At 39.1% G+C, this 16381-nt stretch carries 19 protein-coding genes; all 19 read right to left on the minus strand.

Annotated elements, in window-relative coordinates; translation table 11 throughout:
• Window positions 1–5 precede the first annotated feature (5 nt).
• Complete coding sequence (locus AC3WOM_RS16270; RefSeq protein ID WP_492447595.1) at window positions 6–344, minus strand: hypothetical protein; 339 nt, start codon at window positions 342–344, stop codon at window positions 6–8.
• Window positions 341–1372, minus strand: a complete 1032-nt coding sequence (locus tag AC3WOM_RS16275) for an XkdQ/YqbQ family protein (RefSeq protein ID WP_492447596.1) — start codon at window positions 1370–1372, stop codon at window positions 341–343. Before AC3WOM_RS16275 ends, AC3WOM_RS16270 begins: the two co-directional genes overlap by 4 nt.
• Window positions 1369–2022 carry a LysM peptidoglycan-binding domain-containing protein gene (locus AC3WOM_RS16280; RefSeq protein WP_492447597.1) on the minus strand — a complete coding sequence of 218 codons (654 nt, stop codon included), beginning with the start codon at window positions 2020–2022 and terminating at the stop codon, window positions 1369–1371. Before AC3WOM_RS16280 ends, AC3WOM_RS16275 begins: the two co-directional genes overlap by 4 nt.
• 4 nt (window positions 2023–2026) lie before the next feature.
• A complete protein-coding gene (locus tag AC3WOM_RS16285; RefSeq protein ID WP_492447598.1) occupies window positions 2027–5239 on the minus strand; it encodes a hypothetical protein in 3213 nt (1070 codons plus the stop codon).
• A 171-nt stretch (window positions 5240–5410) separates the two neighbouring features.
• A complete protein-coding gene (locus AC3WOM_RS16290; RefSeq protein ID WP_492447599.1) occupies window positions 5411–5896 on the minus strand; it encodes a phage tail assembly chaperone in 486 nt (161 codons plus the stop codon).
• A gap of 59 nt (window positions 5897–5955) precedes the next feature.
• Window positions 5956–6396 carry an endoglucanase gene (locus AC3WOM_RS16295; protein ID WP_249106274.1) on the minus strand — a complete coding sequence of 147 codons (441 nt, stop codon included), beginning with the start codon at window positions 6394–6396 and terminating at the stop codon, window positions 5956–5958.
• Between the two features lie 52 nt (window positions 6397–6448).
• Complete coding sequence (locus tag AC3WOM_RS16300; RefSeq protein WP_492447600.1) at window positions 6449–7849, minus strand: phage tail sheath subtilisin-like domain-containing protein; 1401 nt, start codon at window positions 7847–7849, stop codon at window positions 6449–6451.
• Between the two features lie 4 nt (window positions 7850–7853).
• Window positions 7854–8039 (minus strand): YqzN/YkzM domain-containing protein, encoded by a 186-nt coding sequence (locus AC3WOM_RS16305; RefSeq protein ID WP_492447601.1) that lies wholly within the window; start codon window positions 8037–8039, stop codon window positions 7854–7856.
• On the minus strand, window positions 8036–8881 hold the full coding sequence (locus tag AC3WOM_RS16310; protein WP_492447602.1) for a hypothetical protein: 846 nt from the start codon (window positions 8879–8881) through the stop codon (window positions 8036–8038). The genes AC3WOM_RS16305 and AC3WOM_RS16310 overlap by 4 nt, the downstream gene beginning before the upstream one ends.
• Window positions 8878–9300 carry a hypothetical protein gene (locus AC3WOM_RS16315; protein ID WP_492447604.1) on the minus strand — a complete coding sequence of 141 codons (423 nt, stop codon included), beginning with the start codon at window positions 9298–9300 and terminating at the stop codon, window positions 8878–8880. The genes AC3WOM_RS16310 and AC3WOM_RS16315 overlap by 4 nt, the downstream gene beginning before the upstream one ends.
• On the minus strand, window positions 9300–9680 hold the full coding sequence (locus AC3WOM_RS16320) for a hypothetical protein (protein ID WP_492447605.1): 381 nt from the start codon (window positions 9678–9680) through the stop codon (window positions 9300–9302). Before AC3WOM_RS16320 ends, AC3WOM_RS16315 begins: the two co-directional genes overlap by 1 nt.
• Window positions 9680–10033, minus strand: a complete 354-nt coding sequence (locus tag AC3WOM_RS16325; protein ID WP_492447606.1) for a hypothetical protein — start codon at window positions 10031–10033, stop codon at window positions 9680–9682. The genes AC3WOM_RS16320 and AC3WOM_RS16325 overlap by 1 nt, the downstream gene beginning before the upstream one ends.
• A gap of 13 nt (window positions 10034–10046) precedes the next feature.
• Window positions 10047–11105, minus strand: coding sequence for a hypothetical protein (locus AC3WOM_RS16330; protein ID WP_492447607.1), 1059 nt, complete (start codon window positions 11103–11105; stop codon window positions 10047–10049).
• Window positions 11105–11506, minus strand: coding sequence for a DUF2190 family protein (locus tag AC3WOM_RS16335; RefSeq protein WP_492447608.1), 402 nt, complete (start codon window positions 11504–11506; stop codon window positions 11105–11107). The genes AC3WOM_RS16330 and AC3WOM_RS16335 overlap by 1 nt, the downstream gene beginning before the upstream one ends.
• Before the next feature lie 13 nt (window positions 11507–11519).
• Window positions 11520–12701, minus strand: coding sequence for a hypothetical protein (locus AC3WOM_RS16340; RefSeq protein WP_492447609.1), 1182 nt, complete (start codon window positions 12699–12701; stop codon window positions 11520–11522).
• Window positions 12686–13069: a hypothetical protein gene (locus tag AC3WOM_RS16345; RefSeq protein ID WP_492447610.1), complete on the minus strand. Its 384-nt coding sequence runs from the start codon at window positions 13067–13069 to the stop codon at window positions 12686–12688. Before AC3WOM_RS16345 ends, AC3WOM_RS16340 begins: the two co-directional genes overlap by 16 nt.
• Complete coding sequence (locus tag AC3WOM_RS16350) at window positions 13069–13974, minus strand: structural protein (RefSeq protein WP_492447611.1); 906 nt, start codon at window positions 13972–13974, stop codon at window positions 13069–13071. Before AC3WOM_RS16350 ends, AC3WOM_RS16345 begins: the two co-directional genes overlap by 1 nt.
• Before the next feature lie 53 nt (window positions 13975–14027).
• Entirely contained in the window at window positions 14028–15524 is a 1497-nt protein-coding gene (locus tag AC3WOM_RS16355) for a phage portal protein (RefSeq protein ID WP_492447612.1), read from the minus strand.
• The gene (locus AC3WOM_RS16360) at window positions 15517–16329 is read right to left on the minus strand and encodes a hypothetical protein (RefSeq protein ID WP_492447614.1); all 813 of its coding nucleotides are present in this window, start codon (window positions 16327–16329) and stop codon (window positions 15517–15519) included. The genes AC3WOM_RS16355 and AC3WOM_RS16360 overlap by 8 nt, the downstream gene beginning before the upstream one ends.
• Window positions 16330–16381 lie beyond the last annotated feature (52 nt).

Consider the following 16381-nt stretch of genomic DNA (forward strand, 5'->3'; position numbering starts at 1 on the left):
CCTCCTTATACATGTCCAATAACCACAAAAGTATGACCATCTTCAATAGGTATACACAAAACTCGATCATTGGGCTTCAAGATTAACTCAACTTGATACTCCAATTCTAAAGCATTACAAGATGATTCATGTACAATCTCACCTGTTAGTGCATTTAATTTTACTTGCGGTTGCAACAGATAATAGTCACTTTTCGGTATGCTTTTTGAAAAACCATCTAACATCAAATTGAGTTGGCCATCTATTGTACCTATTACAGGGAAGCGGATTTTTTCGTCTGATACACCACTTGAAATTTTAGTCATTACTTTTGCTAGAGCATTACCTCCTAAATTTTTAGTCATTTATTCCCCTCCAATATAAGTGACATTGTGCCGTTTTCGATGTTTCGACTTACGCTTTTAACGATACATTTAATACTTGTTTGTTTACCATCTTTCATTCCCCCTATGGTTCCACTGGCAACCATGATAGCATCACCTTTGCGAACCCAAGGTATGTCAAGATGATTTACACCACGTTCAATTTCTGGTTTCCCACGCTCTTTTAATAATGTGCTTGCAGCTTTATCGGCTTCACCAGCATTTTTGAAGTTTGATTTATACAAAATTTCTTGTACTTTTCCAAACTCAGTTTTGCCTGTTTTAGTTGTTGATACAGCTGGTCGTTTATCCTCGCTCGAGTTGCCATAAATTTTTACTACTGTAACCAAGTTTTCGCTAGAATGCATATCATAGCCACCATCTGCTGTTGTGTCAGTGATTTCATAAACGACAGGATTGGAGCCATTTTTAATAGACTCCAATTTCCCTTTTGTTGAACGCACAACATAGTCACCATCACCTTTTTCTTTTGATTCTTCAAGACGTTGTGCTATTGTATTTCCCACATTGCCGTTGTACATCTTTTTAGTCAATGCTGTATTTGGTCCGTCAATTTGTCCAAGCGGAACACCCATATCATTGGCAATGGTTTTAATTGATGTACCGCCACTAATACCGTCCTTAAAGTAAAAATGCTCTTTTGATTGCATGATATTAAAATTTGGATCGTAAGAAATAAATTCAATAGTATGATTTTCAGCAATCGTTTTCCAATTCTGAATTGAACCACGAAAAATTTCAGTAAATCCAGTTCCAGCACTTTTAGCCTCTAGTACTAGACGTTTAGCTAGATAGACATGTTGATGAATCCACCCATCATCACGCTTAATGTTTTTCATTCGTACCTTTACCTTTGCAGATAGCTCTCCGTCCAATTCTTCGTGATGACACGATTCTATAAGGTTAGTAATATCAATGGCCGCTCCTGTAGGTGGTAAAATCACGAGACGATATTCAACTGTTGTAAGATCAAATAACTTTTCTGTCACTTTAACCATTCCTTCGGTATCGTTAAGACTTCACCTGGATAGATTAAGTCTTTATTTTTACTTTTTAATTTATCCTTGTTTAAATTCCACAGCTCAGACCATTTGTTACCGGATCCAGTTAGCTTTCTTGCTATTGTCCAAAGACTATCACCTTTGACCACGGTGTAGGTTTTTGGCATTGTTTTTGTTTCTTCACGCTTTTGCTGAGTTACGTTCTGAGTATTTGTAATTTCTTTAACCTCAAAGTTACGATACTCGCTTAAGGTTAATGAATACGTTAGGTTGCCACCTGCTTTTTCAATAATAGGTTCAAAGTTATCAAAATACACAGGCAAGTTCCAATCGGTTTCACTAATTACAAGTCTAAGCTTCTTACCATAAGGACCAGCATCACTCCAATTTTTAAACTTTTCAACAATTTCATTAGGCTCTAAGTCAGAAGAACGTTTACCTAACGGAGTTGAGCTTTTCGGCAGTATTCCGGCCACTTCAAATGTAATGGGTTGACGACCACGTGGTATCGTGACGCTTCCCATCACAATAGGCTCGAAGGACATTTTTTTTGTGCCAATAGTGATTTTTATTTGAGACGGTGCGACAGGAAAGATAACAGAATCCTTAGTTTCTGGATCAATTAAAGCGAAATCCATATCATCACCTCGGTATCATCATATTTGAAAAAGCCTCAGTTACTTTACTAGCCAATTTAACGCCAATAGCATCTAAAATCTCATCCGATAAATTACTTAAATCAACTTGCCCATTCTCATTCGCTTGTACAGTTATTTGCACTTGTGGAATAATATCACCGATACTAATAGACGCCCCACCATTCGCTGTTGCTATATCTCCATAGCCTTCAATAATATTTCCACCAATTAAGCCGCCATCAGCATAAGGTCGCACACCTAAAGCGGAAGCTGCTCTGTATAGTAGTTCTCGACCACGCCCTCTACGACTTGGTGATAATGGAATAATTGCTTCTGGACCCGCTTCACCGACTAGTCCCATGTGTGGTCGATTGATTAAACCACCATTTGCGTATGGTACATAGCCGCCACCTCTTCGTACAGGTCCTGAATTGTTTGAACCTGCAGGTGCTGCAGAAGGTAACGAAACATTATTGATTCTTGAACGTAAACCATCAATCGCACCTTTTAAAGCACTAACCTTTTCTGATACACCGGCGAATGATGATACAGAAGCGGATGCTTGTAGAGTACTAATTATTAATGCAGACATACCAGCATTCAAGAGCATGCCTTTTGGTGCAAGTGGAAAGTATGCGCTACCTACATATGTAGTAGATTGCATTAATGTCATAGTCATTAAATCCATAGTAGTACCTAACATTACACCTCTGATTTGTAATGGCGCAAAAGTGCTTTTTAAGCTTCCTGTGACTTCATTAGTGGATTGCTCCAAATTATCAAAGTTTGTTTTAAAAGATTTTATACTCATATCGACTTCTGCGAATGATGTTAAGATGTTATATACGCTTTGTTGTAACGCGCTCGACACACCTTCTATTTTCTCAGCTAATGCTTGAGCTTTTTGTTCAATTAATGTACTACTGCCAATGCTTTCAATGTTTGTCGAAGGTGTAAATTTTGTATTTGAAGTAGAAGATTGAGATTTAGAAGTAGTAGGTGCAGTTTCTGCTACAGTAGCAGTCTTACTATTAAACAAACCACTAATTTTATCAGTAATCCAATTGGCAAATTTTTCACCACCAATTGCACCACCTACGCCTCCTCCAACACCGCCAATAATTGAACCAGCAAGTGTACCAACTGGCCCGAAAAATGTTCCAAGTGCGCCTCCACCCATTGCACCTAACTTCGCACCTGCCCATCCCCCTGCAGCACTTCCAGCAATACCACTCCAAGAGGCACCTCCACTAAATGCGTCAAAAACAGAGAGGGCAGCACCAATAACAGGAATACGTTTTGCCCACTTACTTACGCCTTTTGGCATCTTAAAATCCTTTATTTTATCCGTTAATGATTTAGAGTTGTTCTTATCGACTTCAACATTAGACTTAGTATTAGCATTTTCATTTTTGTAACTAGTCGATTTTGTCTTGTTATCATTTAAAGGCGTATTATCTAGTGCCTTTTGTCTAGATTGTTCGGAATAGCTACCACCTGTTGGTTTTGTGCTTTTTGTTTCTTTTGCATTAGGTGTTTCTTTTGTTTTAGATCCACGAAATTTGTCATATTTGTTTTTACCAGTACCCCACAAACTCTTCACACCTTTAAACCCTGTAACTAACGGTTTTAAGATTTTAAAAGCTGCATAACCAGTACCCAAAACCCCCAATAACGAAGCTCCGCCAGCTTTTAAGAAAGAACCTCCTGTTTCTTTACTAAATAAACCATTTTCTTCGCTATTCTTACCAACGTCACTCCATAGGGTACCTAATACACCCATACCTTCTTTTAAAGCAATTCCCATTCCTTTTAACATTGCTTTAGCCATTAGAGTACCTGTATCGATCAATAATTTTTCGCCAGACGAATCCCACCATTCACTAATAGCAGGTTTAATATTATCGTCCCAATACTTCGTTACATAGCTTTTGCTATCGTTCCAAATCAACTTTAATTTTCCTTTAAATGTTAACTCGTTTTGTAAATTTGATTCCTCAGGTATCCATCCACCAGTACGTTTAATATCACCTATTGGATTAAAAACCCCATTCAAATAATTGAATAACCCTTCACCTTTTGTAAATACAACATCAGAAAACGCTTTTCCAGCTTCACTAACAGTCTGTTTCCAATTGCCCCAAGTTTCTTGATTATTTTCGAGCCATAGATTAATTTTATCAAGACGTGGTTTCATTGGCTCTAGGAAACCAGTACCTATGGAACGAAATAGAGAGCTTCTATATCCTTTTAATGTTGCAAGGATACCTGATGCAGTCTTTGATAATTTTATTGCTCCATCTTTAAAACTATCCTCGACTTCATTTAAAAATCCATCCCAGCCACCCATGGCTTTATAACTTTTATCTGTTATACGCATAGCATAACCACGCATTTGCATGAAACTACCCATCTTAGCTGCCCCAAGTGCATCCATCGCATCTTCGACAGTTCTCCCAGGTGTGAGTGCTGACATGTCTGCTGCAATTTTTAAAAGCCTCTTAGCTGATTTTACATCTCCATCAGCGATACCAATGCCATTTGTTAATGCTGGAAATAATTCAGCAGAGCTAAAAGGAGTAGTATCCGCAAACTGTCCCATCCACTTTGTTAATTCTTTAGCTTGATCTATATTACCTTTAAGCCAGTGATTCATAGCAACTTCATATTCTTCCCACTTCATTGCTGCTCCTATTGTAGCTTCACTGAAATTTTTAATACCTACATATGACAAGGCAACCGTAACCATAGCTGGAATACTAGTTATAGACCGTCTGATGCCACCGACTATTCTTGTTGCTCTGTCTATTGCACTTATTGTAAAAGTAACAGCTCTTGCATTACGAATATTGTTGATTTTACTTTGAATATAGCCAATTGTTCTTGAAGCACTGTCTCTAATACCTATTTCAATCATTTGCTTACGCCTTGCAATTCGCTGCAGAATATTCGCTTTCTCTTGCATGCGCTTTTCTACTCGAGACATTTGTCTATCAACATTATCACTCACTTTGGCAACTTCTTTACTTGCCGCCGCGGAAGTAGATTGCACCTTCCTTACTTCCCTGTCTAAATCACTGATACCTTTTACTTTTATTTCTTTTCCGAGTTGTCTTTGAAGAGCCAAAATAGCTTTCTCAGCTTTTTGGATCGTATCAGTATAATCATCTGTAGCTATAATAGGAATTTCGATTCGATATACTTCTTTACTAGACATCCTATCACCTACGTCCATTATTCAATGCTTGAGCTCGTTTTCTAGCAATCTCGTTTTCTTTGTTCAATTGATATGTCATGGATTCAATACAAAAACGTTGGATATTCTTTGGTTTATTTAGTATTTCATCAGGTGTCCTCCCTGTTCGTTGAAAAATCTCATGCAGGAGGGTTATTTGTCCTCCTGCTCCGATGAGTTTTTTAACATGTCCTCCGCTTCAAGCATATAACCAGAAATTTCATCAATTACTTGTACTACTGCTGATTTTTCGCCTGCTCGAAGTACCTTTTCAATTAAATGAGTACCAGTTAATGACCCTGTTGCGTCCCAATATTTTTTGTTATCCCATAGTCGGGCTCTATCTTCTTTAGAAGTTGCTTCATAGATTAGCATTGCTCGCATTTTAGGATGATCCGTTTCTACAGGAACCTTGATTCCAACTTTATTGTTTTTAAATTTCGTTGCTTTGTCCTGAATTTCATCATATTTTTCTTCCGAAACTGGTTGGACATTAAAAGTAAATAAAGTTAACCCTTTTCTCGAAATGACAATTTCTTTTGTTTCCTCTTTGTTATCCTCATAAGCTCGCAATAATCCATCAATGATTGCATGTTCCATTCCTAATAATTCATCTTTATCTAGATTCTTATCGTTCATTTTTCATTCGCTCCATTTCGTTTTTACATAGAAAAAGACGCTTTTAAAGCGCCATATAATTATTTTTTATGTGACCGTAATACACCTGTGAAATTTAAATCAGGTAACTGTTCACCCTTTTTAAATCCATTTAATATTTTTATTAAAAGCATGTCATTGACTACTGTTTCTTTGAGTGTAAGTGTAAAAGAATAGCCAGTTGTAATACCCCAGATTACCCACTGAGTAGCTGCTTGATAGTCTGCTGTTTCAAAGGACATTTGGGCTTGCCATTCATTAACAGCAGCTAAAAAATTGCCATCTTCGTCGTATAACTCTCCATCAACCCCATGTAGGATATTTCGTGGATCAAACTCTCCAGAATCTAATTCCTCTTGTAGTTCTGGCGGCATGTTAATACGAAATGACCAATCACGTTGTAAAATTTCCCCTGGCGCTACATTCGCTATATCGATTGTGTCGGTCGGAATACACCGACGGAATACATAACGTCCATCCATCTGTAAAACCTCCTAAAAGTTTAAAGAGCCACCTTTAAGGCGACTCTCTGATTTAATATTTGAATCCAAATGCCAGATAAGCTTTTTCAAGACCATCTAAGTCTACTAAGTTGTCGAATGTAAACCATGCTGAATCTCCTTGTGGTAGGTTTATTGGATCAACTATCATGGCTCCTGATTCCAATCCACCATCTTCAATCATTTGATTGATTTCACCATTTGCTAAAGTAATAACATGTTGACGTCCATCGGCATTGTTGTCTACATTGTTAGACATAGCCTTGTCTACTTTGCGAACTATACGGTCAATTAGTTCATAACGAGTTCGCATTCGGCGAATTTTTTTCCACCCCTCATCTTCATCCTCGCCATTTAAAACAAGTGTATTAATACCATAATCAATTTGAGGAATGCCATCGGTATTAATAGAAAATACCATTAATCCATTATTGGCCGCTTCATCATATTGAGTAGCTGTTAGCTCTCCAATAACTTCAATCCCACCATCAATTGTATTTTTAGTAAGACTAGATTTATAGGAACCAGAAACCATCATCCCCATAACACGTGCAGCAGCCAGAGAACCTTTCAATACACGAGTTGTAGTACGAACAGCATTACCAATGTAAATGATAGAGAAATCATTGAAGGCATTCGCTTTTTGAATACGAGTATTAAAACCGTCCTCTAAGTCATTTGCAAATACCGCAGATGTACGATAACCCTCTTGAATGCGACGGCGGATAAACGCTTGAGCAGACGCTTGTAATGCTGTGTTTTCAGTATCTAAAATTAATGAATCGAAAAATTTCGTTTCTAGAAGCGGCATAGCTGATGTGTAATCTTCGGCTGTAACTGTTGGATCAATTCCACCACCCAATGGTTGGCTCACAATAGAAGGCAATTTACCATCACTTACTTTTTTAACATCTAAATAAGCACTCTTAACAAGCACCTCTGTTAATGCAAGTGCCTCATTGCCACCGGCTTCATAACTATAGCTTTCTAGTTGTCTACCCGCCTCCGTTAAAAGGATTTCACGTTTTGAAGGATCCAATGCATCTCGTAATGTTATCTCAAAATTACGAGATGTTGGATATTTGGTTGTTAAATCAACATTTCCCTCAGATGCCTCCGAAATCACAAGTTTCCCTTTTGCTCCTCCATTCCCAACACGTACAGTATGCATAAATACTGCTCCACCCAAGAATGCTTCTTCTAACAATTCAGCAGCAAGACCAGAACCAATCGATTTTTTTAATGTTGCTGGATCATTGTCTGATGCCTCAATCGTTTGAACGGTTCCAAGTGGTCCCCAGTTTGATTTAACTAGTGCTGCTCCTACACCTAAAGGGCGAGCATAGCTTTTATACCCACCGGCATTGTACCAACGTACATATACATTTGGACGTGCTTTTTGCTCACCGAGCTTAAACATTGCTCCAATTCCCATGTAATTACACCTTCTGTCCTTTAAATTTTTTAATAGCAGCCTTTACCTGGGTGCGTGTTAATTTGTCACCTTCAACAAGGATTAATGCACCTGCTAAAAATTCAGGCGATACCTCAAACACACTCGAAGCTGCTAAGATTTCACTTCGACTGTACTCTTGTTCATGTGCTTTTTTTGTTTGCGTTGTCATTTATGCACCGCTCCTTTCGCCTTATCGCTATCATTTGTATATACATGACGTAGCGGGTTTCGTGGCCTTTCTTTTAAAATTCCGTATTTAACTGACAATTGAATTTGTCCTTGTTTAAAAGGGTCATAACCATCATTTACTGATACACTCTCAAAATTCATTGGTGACTTATCTGACATGTAGGTTCTGTTATCTAATAACAGTTGGCGAACTACCATTTCAGCTACTTGCTTCCGCTTCGCAACATCCGGATTGATTACATGCCCTTTAAGCACTGCAGTAATCCAAGTGCCCCACACTGTTGGTTCTGCAGTTGTAATAGCCTCTTGACGCCAATATAATGCTGGACGTTCATCTGACGGCTTCCATGTAGCAGGGGTGGTTTGTAGATTTGCGAATTTCAAGCTTGAATAGGTAGTCATTGTTGTAATTGGATCAGGTTCGATAGGCTCATGAACAAGCCATGATAAAGAGTGTACCCGGAAACTTAAACCTCTAGTTAGTGCATCCCATTCTTCATCTACAATGTCCTCTGTAGAACCAACAAATTCTATATAGAATGGTTTACCATCCACATCAAAACGTTTTTTATCAATAATCTTATTAACTTCTTTTGCAAGATTATCAACCGCTTGGAATGTTGTCCGCTTCACATATGGCCATACTTCAAAATCCATTGAAAAATCAGCAAATTTTTCTGTTTCAGTCTGCGGACCTTCTCGAAGTACTAAGCATGGTTTATTCATTTCGGGACCAGCCGCAGACGGCTCCCATACCTCACCTTTAACAGTTGTAACCCCATCAACAAGCAAGTCATACAAAGCCCCACGTACTGTCGTCATGATCCCCAATACCTCCGTATTGCATTTTCAATTTCACTTTTATGTTTTTTAGCTGTGTTTTCAAGAACTGGATTGGCTTTAATACCCCTTACAGATTTAACGAAAATGGTTTTACCACCAATTTCGAACCTTAACGCCTTTTTGTTTTTAGGCGTAATTGGTCTCTTATTTGGTCCGTATATACCAGTACCGAGTTCATGGTACATACCGACCTTAGAACCATGAGCAACATATACAGTTGTTCCGTTATTGGTTTTATCAGCCCCACCATGGATAGCCGCACGAGTAGCACCGGTGCGGTCAGTCCAACTTGCGGTTGATTTTGCTTCTGACTCTAGTTTTTTACCTAGATGCTCACCAAGGACATGTAAACCAGCAACCTTTCTATCCATCTTTGCTTTTAATGATTGAAGCGGCATTAAATCACCCTCTCTAGTTCACCTTGGTACCCTACAACCTCTCCATGTATTTTTTGAGGATAAATAGCTTTCACTAGATACCGGATTCCATCTACCCCAAACTCATCTTTGACTGTAGTACTTGCTTGTATATCCGCTTCAAAATCAGCCAATATACCGAAATAAGTGTCTGTTTGCTTCTCTCCAGCCAATGTTGTGACTACTTGGGGGCTAGATGAACCCGAGTTAAAGATACGAACAACAAAAGGGCCAACATCAATGTTTTGCTCATCAACGTAGCCCTGTGCCTTTTTCTTTATTGTTCGGTTAATAGTAATGGTAGTAGGGTTTTGCTCGATGTTCCATTTTGTATGTTTTCGTCGCATTTCTACAATGTTCATTACATCACATCCGGAACATTACATCTTAATAAAAAACTAGGTTGTTGTTCTTTCTCATCTTCTGCTTGCTCTTTATACTTTTGAGCCATCCGTAATGCGTGTGCTAACCTATCTTGTAACTTTGTTAATTCATACTTTTCATTACCTGCAGAATAACTCTCAATATCACCTTCGAGTAGACCTGCCTTGATAGTCCATCCCTCAGAAGCGGCATAATAGATATTCTCAGACTCTCGTAACATATCATCCAATTCAGCACTTGAAAAAGTTGTATCCTTATCTGTACCGCCTTTTGGAATCACATCATTTATCATTTTTCGTAATCGATCACGTAATGCAACTGTCGGCTCCATCTACCTCACCACCTTATCGCCCAGGTAACGTGAGTTCTTGGACGTTTTCATCAACTGCGGCAAATACTCCACGCCAGAAATCACCAACGACTTGAGCTTCAACCAGCCGAGTTAGGTCGCCCATTGTTGCATTGATCTGTAAGCCTTGTTTGACTAATTCTTTAAATCCGCGTTTCGGACGAATTAAATAAACCTTGCCTTCTGGAACACCATCATAAACATGTGATTTTTTAGATACTTGGGCTTCCCATCCGTCATAGTAGATGATGTCACTAAAACCTGTTGTAGCTCCATACGGTGTCGCTTGTAGTGTGATACTACCTAGCGCATCTTGAATATCCTCTTTATGAGCAGAGTTAGCAAGAAGGACTGTTCCTGGACGCTTGGCTGTGCGTGCATCTTTCAAACCTTGGCGTAACGTAGCACGTAGTGACAAGATGTAGTGTGCATCCGTAGCTGTTCCGGCACTTCCGTCTGGTTTAACAAATACAGGAGCGGTTTTGTTTGCTGCTTTATAGCTATGCTTAAGAATTGGTGCTAGGTGCAAATGATTTAGTAAAGCGTTGTGCGCCTCACCGAATGCTTTATTAAGTAATTCAAAATTAAATGTTTGATTAAATATTTGCATCTCTTTTGTATACTCGAATCCAGCTGAATACCCTTTGAGTCGAGCGATTGGTCCTTGTTCAGCTTGTAAGCTTCCGAACTTTACCTCTTCACCTTCTAAGTGTTCAAAGAATACCACAGTTCCGTATTGCGCCCATTTCGCTTCAAATTCACGTGGGAAATTTGGGTCCTGCATAGTTTCATAAATTGGCTTGTAAAGGACCGGTACATCCTCACGTCCTAACTCAACATCAAGAACCACCTTTTGGAGTAATTCTTTGCGAGATGTTTCAGAAGTCATCATTTCACCGATTGGCTTCGATAACTCATATGTTTCCATTTCCCCGTTTACTATTTTTTTCGCAACTTCAGATTGTTGCCCATTAATTAAAAAAGGAACAACCGTTTCATGTGTTCCTTGTCGTCGTGTTTCTTTTAATGTGTCTATTGAGTGTACTCTTGCCATTATGCATTGCCTCCTTGTGGTGCTAAGATGAACCAGATAACACCTTTTGCATCTTTACCGTGTGTTACTGTACCCGCAAAGCGAACAGTATCGCTTTTTGTTTCAGTGAATTTGCCATTATCAAAATAAATCTTTGTGCCAAATTCAAATGCTTGTGTTTTTTCAATCTGATCCGTTTCATATTCAGCTTGTTCGATATTTAAAACTACCTCAGATGTTTCACCAGTGAGTGTTTTAACAGATTGCATAGCAGAACCAAAGAAACCACCTATTTCATAAAAAAGTCCCGCTTCTATAGTTGTCTTTTCTGGTACTGGAACTCGAACACTTTTTCCGTCACTAACTTTTGCTCGATAAGCATTATAAACTGTACTTGGTACTGGTTGTCCTGTGAATGGCATGTAAATTACCTCCTTATAGCGCTGTACGCTTTGTTTTTAGTCCTTGCGGAGTATTTGTATTCCCACCTGCATTACCTGCTCCAGCTGGATTGTCAATGTGATAAGAACTGATGATATTTTTGACCACTCCATCATTTAAGAAAGAATCCATTTCACCACCAATTTGATCTTTCGTCATATTAGCTGTAATTGAGTTTGAGTGATATGACCATAACTTTCCGATTGCTGTCTCAGTGTTCAAAATATCTTTTCTAACATTTTCAGATTGAACTTTTGTTTCCATCATTTCACCGATAATTTTCTCAACACCGGCATTTCCTTGCTCTTTTAAAGCTTTTGCTGCTTCACTAGCGATGGCGATGACATCCATTTCGCCAGAAACTCCAAGCACTTCCTCAACTTTTTTCAGTGTATTAGCAGATTCAGTAATGTTTTTAACCCACTCGGCGTCAATGTCCGATGCAACTTGTTCTGGTTTCCAACCCATTTCACCAGCAATCATTGGTACTGTAATTTGTTTATTGCCAAGCATCTTTTTTAACTCGGCCAATAGTTCTTCTGGATTCATTGTTTTTCCTCCCTTGTTCTCCATTTCACCTGTTGGTCCCTCGCCTTTTAAGTCCCACATTTCACCAGACATTGCCACGATTCGAGTTTCCATTCCTGCTCGATCAAGTGGCGTCCAGTCAATTGACATCGGCTCATAACCCACCACATTGGTTGCTCCTGCTGCTCTTTGCAACTTTGGAATACCAAAAATGCTAACTTGGCGAATACGTTTTGATCTAATCCATCGCTTTAAATCCTTTGCCGAGGCATCAACAACACCACGAAAATAAGCAATCTCCCCCACCATTTTTGCCCCTACCCAATGGGTAACAGGTGGTAAGAATTGATTGCTTATATCCTCAGCCTTCTGGTGGCCAAGGAAACCATTTAATGTTTGTATGTTAACTGTATCTACAATATTTTTTAGAGAATCTGCTGTATAGTTCCAGCCTCGTTTAGATTTAGAAGCGGGTATTTCAACGACAACCTCAAGTGGGTCATCATCTCCTTTTTTTAATTCATTCACATCGACTCCAGGTGCAATCGGAACATCTTCTATCCTCATTTCCCCGGCAATATTGCCAAACAATTGAAAAATTTTGTTTTTCTCTTGTGCCATTTCGCCACAAATCATTGAGTGTTGCATGTGTTCACCCCCTCTCTAAAAGCTGATAGAATACCTGACGTGATACTTTCTATAGCTTGTTCTTCTGCTATATGATTGTCACCATCATATTCAAGAGCAGCGAAATGCAAATGTAAAAGCTCATGTACTAAAGTATTTTCCATGTCTTGTGGTTCAATATCATCTGGATAATCGATTGGATCAAGAATTTTAATTACTGCAGTTTTCTTTTCAAGAACCCATTGTACTTCTCCTTCCACATCTTCCGAGTCAATCTCTCTTCCTCTAGCAAGCTTAACTGAGATAATCCAATCTTGAAGTCGCAACCGCTTCTGCCACTCGAGTAATTTTTGTTGCAACTGTTCTTCACTAAAAACAATTTCTATCACTATAACACCCCCATTTTATAATGTTGTTGGTACCATTGTTCAATGTCTTGCTGTGACATTGGATTATTTGTCCATTCAATTAGTCGGTCCACAAATGAGTCTGTATCCACTAACGCTGGTGTAAGTTGGCACATGCAGTTAGGATGTGCAGGATAGTCGGGCAATTCATCAAACCTATAAACACCCGCTCCCATACCGCTATCCTTAGAAGCGTTTTCTTGACACTTTTTACATGCAGTGTTTGAGTTTGATGTGGACCACTTCATGCCTTTGGCTGATGGTAAGGCCTCCGCTGACATCTTTGAGCTGATACCATAAGCTCCCATAATTTCAGTCCTTGCAAGGCGTAACGCTTCATATGAAAGGTCGTCAGGTACCATGTGTCCAATCCGCTCCATCATGTTAGGATATTCGTTCACTAAAGTGCCGGCACCTTTTTTAACATATTGCTGCATACTTTTAGCGACCTCTATAGGATGCTCACCGCTCTGTATCCCATCTTTTGCAAGTGTGCCTAATATATTATTTATACGTTTGCTATGACCCCATATCCGCTCCGACAATTTCAGTCCTTTAATTTGTCGTCGTTTCATCTCCTCAACTGCCCGTTCGCTGATACGGAAAAATGAGCTAATAATTGGTTTAACATCTATATTCGCTTTGTTTAACAGTCGCAAGGTGATTTCCCGTGATTGGTGCATACCAGCATTTATACCAACGGTGATAGAAATAGAAAAAACTGCTTTTAACTCATTCTCAGTGATTGCAGCATTCTCAGCAATAATTGCGTCAATAAGCTCAGGAAGAGCATAATAGTGCCCTTCTGTTTCCAGCTGCTTAATTTGCTCAACCAATCGATTTAAAGAGCGCAAAATAACAGTTTGTACCTCAGCATCTTGCTTCAAAACGCGCTCTATGATTAATTTTCGTGATTCAAGTCTTAACTTTTCAAGCTCATTCATGTTGCACCACTACCAATCTTTTTACTGATCTCTAGTAATTCTTTTTCTAGCTCTGCTGAATCAGGCATTTTCGTCTTGGCAATCAACGACTTGAGTATGCGCTCTCTTTCTCCTTCTCCTTCATCTTCCTCATATTTGTACATTGTATCGACAAATTTAGATAGGAAATTGACTGCCGATTCATCAGAAATAACATTTGCTTCAAGCGCTGCTTTCAGTGCATTAACAACATTAAGCAATTCTTCACTGATTTCCTTTGATGTACGCGGGTCAATATTTGTCCACTTTAGATCGGTTGAATAAGTCTCTAATGCAATGTTTTCTGATTGTGCAGTCATTGCTAAAACTATACGTACAAGCCGCTTCCAACTGTCAGCAAAATGCTCACGTTTACGCTCAATGGAGCGGATAAGAATCGGCATTTGCTCTTTAACTGACGAAAGGCTAGACGGTGTGTGTACACCGAACACAAATTCTGGTGTTTCAGAAGTATCGACGATACAGTAAAAGAGGAATTTAAGTAACTCTTTTGCATCGCCAATCGCTGATTTAACTTCTATAAACTCAGCTTCATCTCCTGGAGCCAGCAAGAGCATTTCATGACCGTCCAAGTTGATAGTACCTCCATCTTTAGCAAATTTAGCTGGGTCTGTAATACCGAAGTTATTCTTTAAAAAAGTTGCAACTTCTTTAACTTTAAGTTTCAGACGTGGTGTGCTGTGCATTTTTGAACCTTGCATAGCATGAAGCATAACATCATGATAAGCTTTTAAAAACGGCTCTATTGGCTCTATATCCGACTGTCCGAATAAGCTTTCATCACCTTCATTTTTGAAATGTACAATCGGTATAAAATCCCACGGTGTCAGCTCTGTGCCTGGTACAACATCTGGAGGAATATCTCCATCAATTTCGATAATACGTTCTCCCTTCCGGATTCGTTGAGTGATAGTTGCTTTTTTCTTGTCGCCTCGTTCATCCTCCCATTCATGAGCGGAAACAAACTTGTATTCATATATTGCACCTGTTAAAGGATGGCGTAATATATCCTTTACTTGTCCAGGAGGGATAATGTTATAAACTAGCCGAGTTGATTGTTCTGGATAAAGGGTTACATCCTCCTCTTCTTCTCGAGTAATCCATACAAAACAATCCCCATCACGTAAAGAATCTCGTTCAGTTCGTTGCATGTTTGAAATGTTATTTTTAAAGAAGGAATCTAAGATTTCCTGAGCTTCTTTATCTACAATTTTAAATTGTGGTACTCCCATGAAACTTACTGTATTGTTGATAATGGACTTGGCAAACCCAGCACCTAACTTATAATCGTCATTTGTGTTGTAATAGAGTTGTTTTGCCATTTCATAATCCACTCGACTACTGTCTAACTTATATCCGCTTCCTGATGATCCAGTAGATATTCCGAAGCGGCCCATTATGTTATCACGTAGCTTTGACATTTCGCCTACTGCTTTGTTCCACCAATTAGCCATATACTCTCCCTCCCCTCAATAACGTCGCAACATCATCGTCCAATGGTTCTTGACCTGTCTTAGCAAATGCTAATACAAGTGCATCGGCTCTGTCCGGTGAACGTAGTCCGCGTTTTTTCATATCGTCTTTGCTTTCTAGTCGAATCTTACCTTTTGAAGTTACTTTGTACTTTCTTGTAGATAGTTGTCCGACTAAATCATCATCATTAGGTATTTGAATATCGCCATCATGAAGTAAATCACGTACAGTTGCCCATGCCTCTGAACCCCAATTATCATAATGTTCCGCTTCAATTGCTCTTCCACCGTTGTGACAGTCAATTATTGTTATATGTAAGCCTTCTTCGCTCACAACCTCTCGTAACCGGTCTGTAACACCGCCACCGACACCATCATCATCGACTTTGATAACACAATATGGTCGACCATATTGAAGCATCAGTTCCTTAGCAAGCCTTAGCGTCTTACCGGCTGTTGGCATTGTATCCTGTTTTGAATATGTTTTAATAACAGGAACATAGTTACCTATACGAGGCACTATAACCGTTTCATCATCACCGAACCTCGCAACATCTACACCTATTTCAAGCGGAGCGGTTTCAGGTATTGCTTGTATACCATCTTCATTAAAGTAGACTTCTTTAATAGTAGCCGCTTCTACTTTTTCAAGGTGTATAAATGTATCCGGTTCAGATTTTGGAAACTCACCAAAGACACGAACTCGAACAACATCACTGTCCTCACCATACTTACGAATAAGGCGCTCTATATTGTCTTTACGTAAGCCCGTATTCAAATAACGCATATAATCACGTAGCACCTCTCGGTACTATAAAGGTATCAATTAAAGGAGGTGC

It is taken from the genome of Lysinibacillus sp. FW301-JW8, from assembly GCF_058788755.1.

Coding starts and splice junctions, on each gene's coding strand:
- AC3WOM_RS16270 (WP_492447595.1), bottom strand. CDS start 344: ATGACTAAAAATTTAGGAGGTAATGCTCTAGCAAAAGTAATGACTAAA.
- AC3WOM_RS16280 (WP_492447597.1), bottom strand. CDS start 2,022: ATGGATTTCGCTTTAATTGATCCAGAAACTAAGGATTCTGTTATCTTT.
- AC3WOM_RS16285 (WP_492447598.1), bottom strand. CDS start 5,239: ATGTCTAGTAAAGAAGTATATCGAATCGAAATTCCTATTATAGCTACA.
- AC3WOM_RS16290 (WP_492447599.1), bottom strand. CDS start 5,896: ATGAACGATAAGAATCTAGATAAAGATGAATTATTAGGAATGGAACAT.
- AC3WOM_RS16295 (WP_249106274.1), bottom strand. CDS start 6,396: ATGGATGGACGTTATGTATTCCGTCGGTGTATTCCGACCGACACAATC.
- AC3WOM_RS16300 (WP_492447600.1), bottom strand. CDS start 7,849: ATGGGAATTGGAGCAATGTTTAAGCTCGGTGAGCAAAAAGCACGTCCA.
- AC3WOM_RS16305 (WP_492447601.1), bottom strand. CDS start 8,039: ATGACAACGCAAACAAAAAAAGCACATGAACAAGAGTACAGTCGAAGT.
- AC3WOM_RS16310 (WP_492447602.1), bottom strand. CDS start 8,881: ATGACGACAGTACGTGGGGCTTTGTATGACTTGCTTGTTGATGGGGTT.
- AC3WOM_RS16315 (WP_492447604.1), bottom strand. CDS start 9,300: ATGCCGCTTCAATCATTAAAAGCAAAGATGGATAGAAAGGTTGCTGGT.
- AC3WOM_RS16320 (WP_492447605.1), bottom strand. CDS start 9,680: ATGAACATTGTAGAAATGCGACGAAAACATACAAAATGGAACATCGAG.
- AC3WOM_RS16325 (WP_492447606.1), bottom strand. CDS start 10,033: ATGGAGCCGACAGTTGCATTACGTGATCGATTACGAAAAATGATAAAT.
- AC3WOM_RS16330 (WP_492447607.1), bottom strand. CDS start 11,105: ATGGCAAGAGTACACTCAATAGACACATTAAAAGAAACACGACGACAA.
- AC3WOM_RS16335 (WP_492447608.1), bottom strand. CDS start 11,506: ATGCCATTCACAGGACAACCAGTACCAAGTACAGTTTATAATGCTTAT.
- AC3WOM_RS16340 (WP_492447609.1), bottom strand. CDS start 12,701: ATGCAACACTCAATGATTTGTGGCGAAATGGCACAAGAGAAAAACAAA.
- AC3WOM_RS16355 (WP_492447612.1), bottom strand. CDS start 15,524: ATGGCTAATTGGTGGAACAAAGCAGTAGGCGAAATGTCAAAGCTACGT.
- AC3WOM_RS16360 (WP_492447614.1), bottom strand. CDS start 16,329: ATGCGTTATTTGAATACGGGCTTACGTAAAGACAATATAGAGCGCCTT.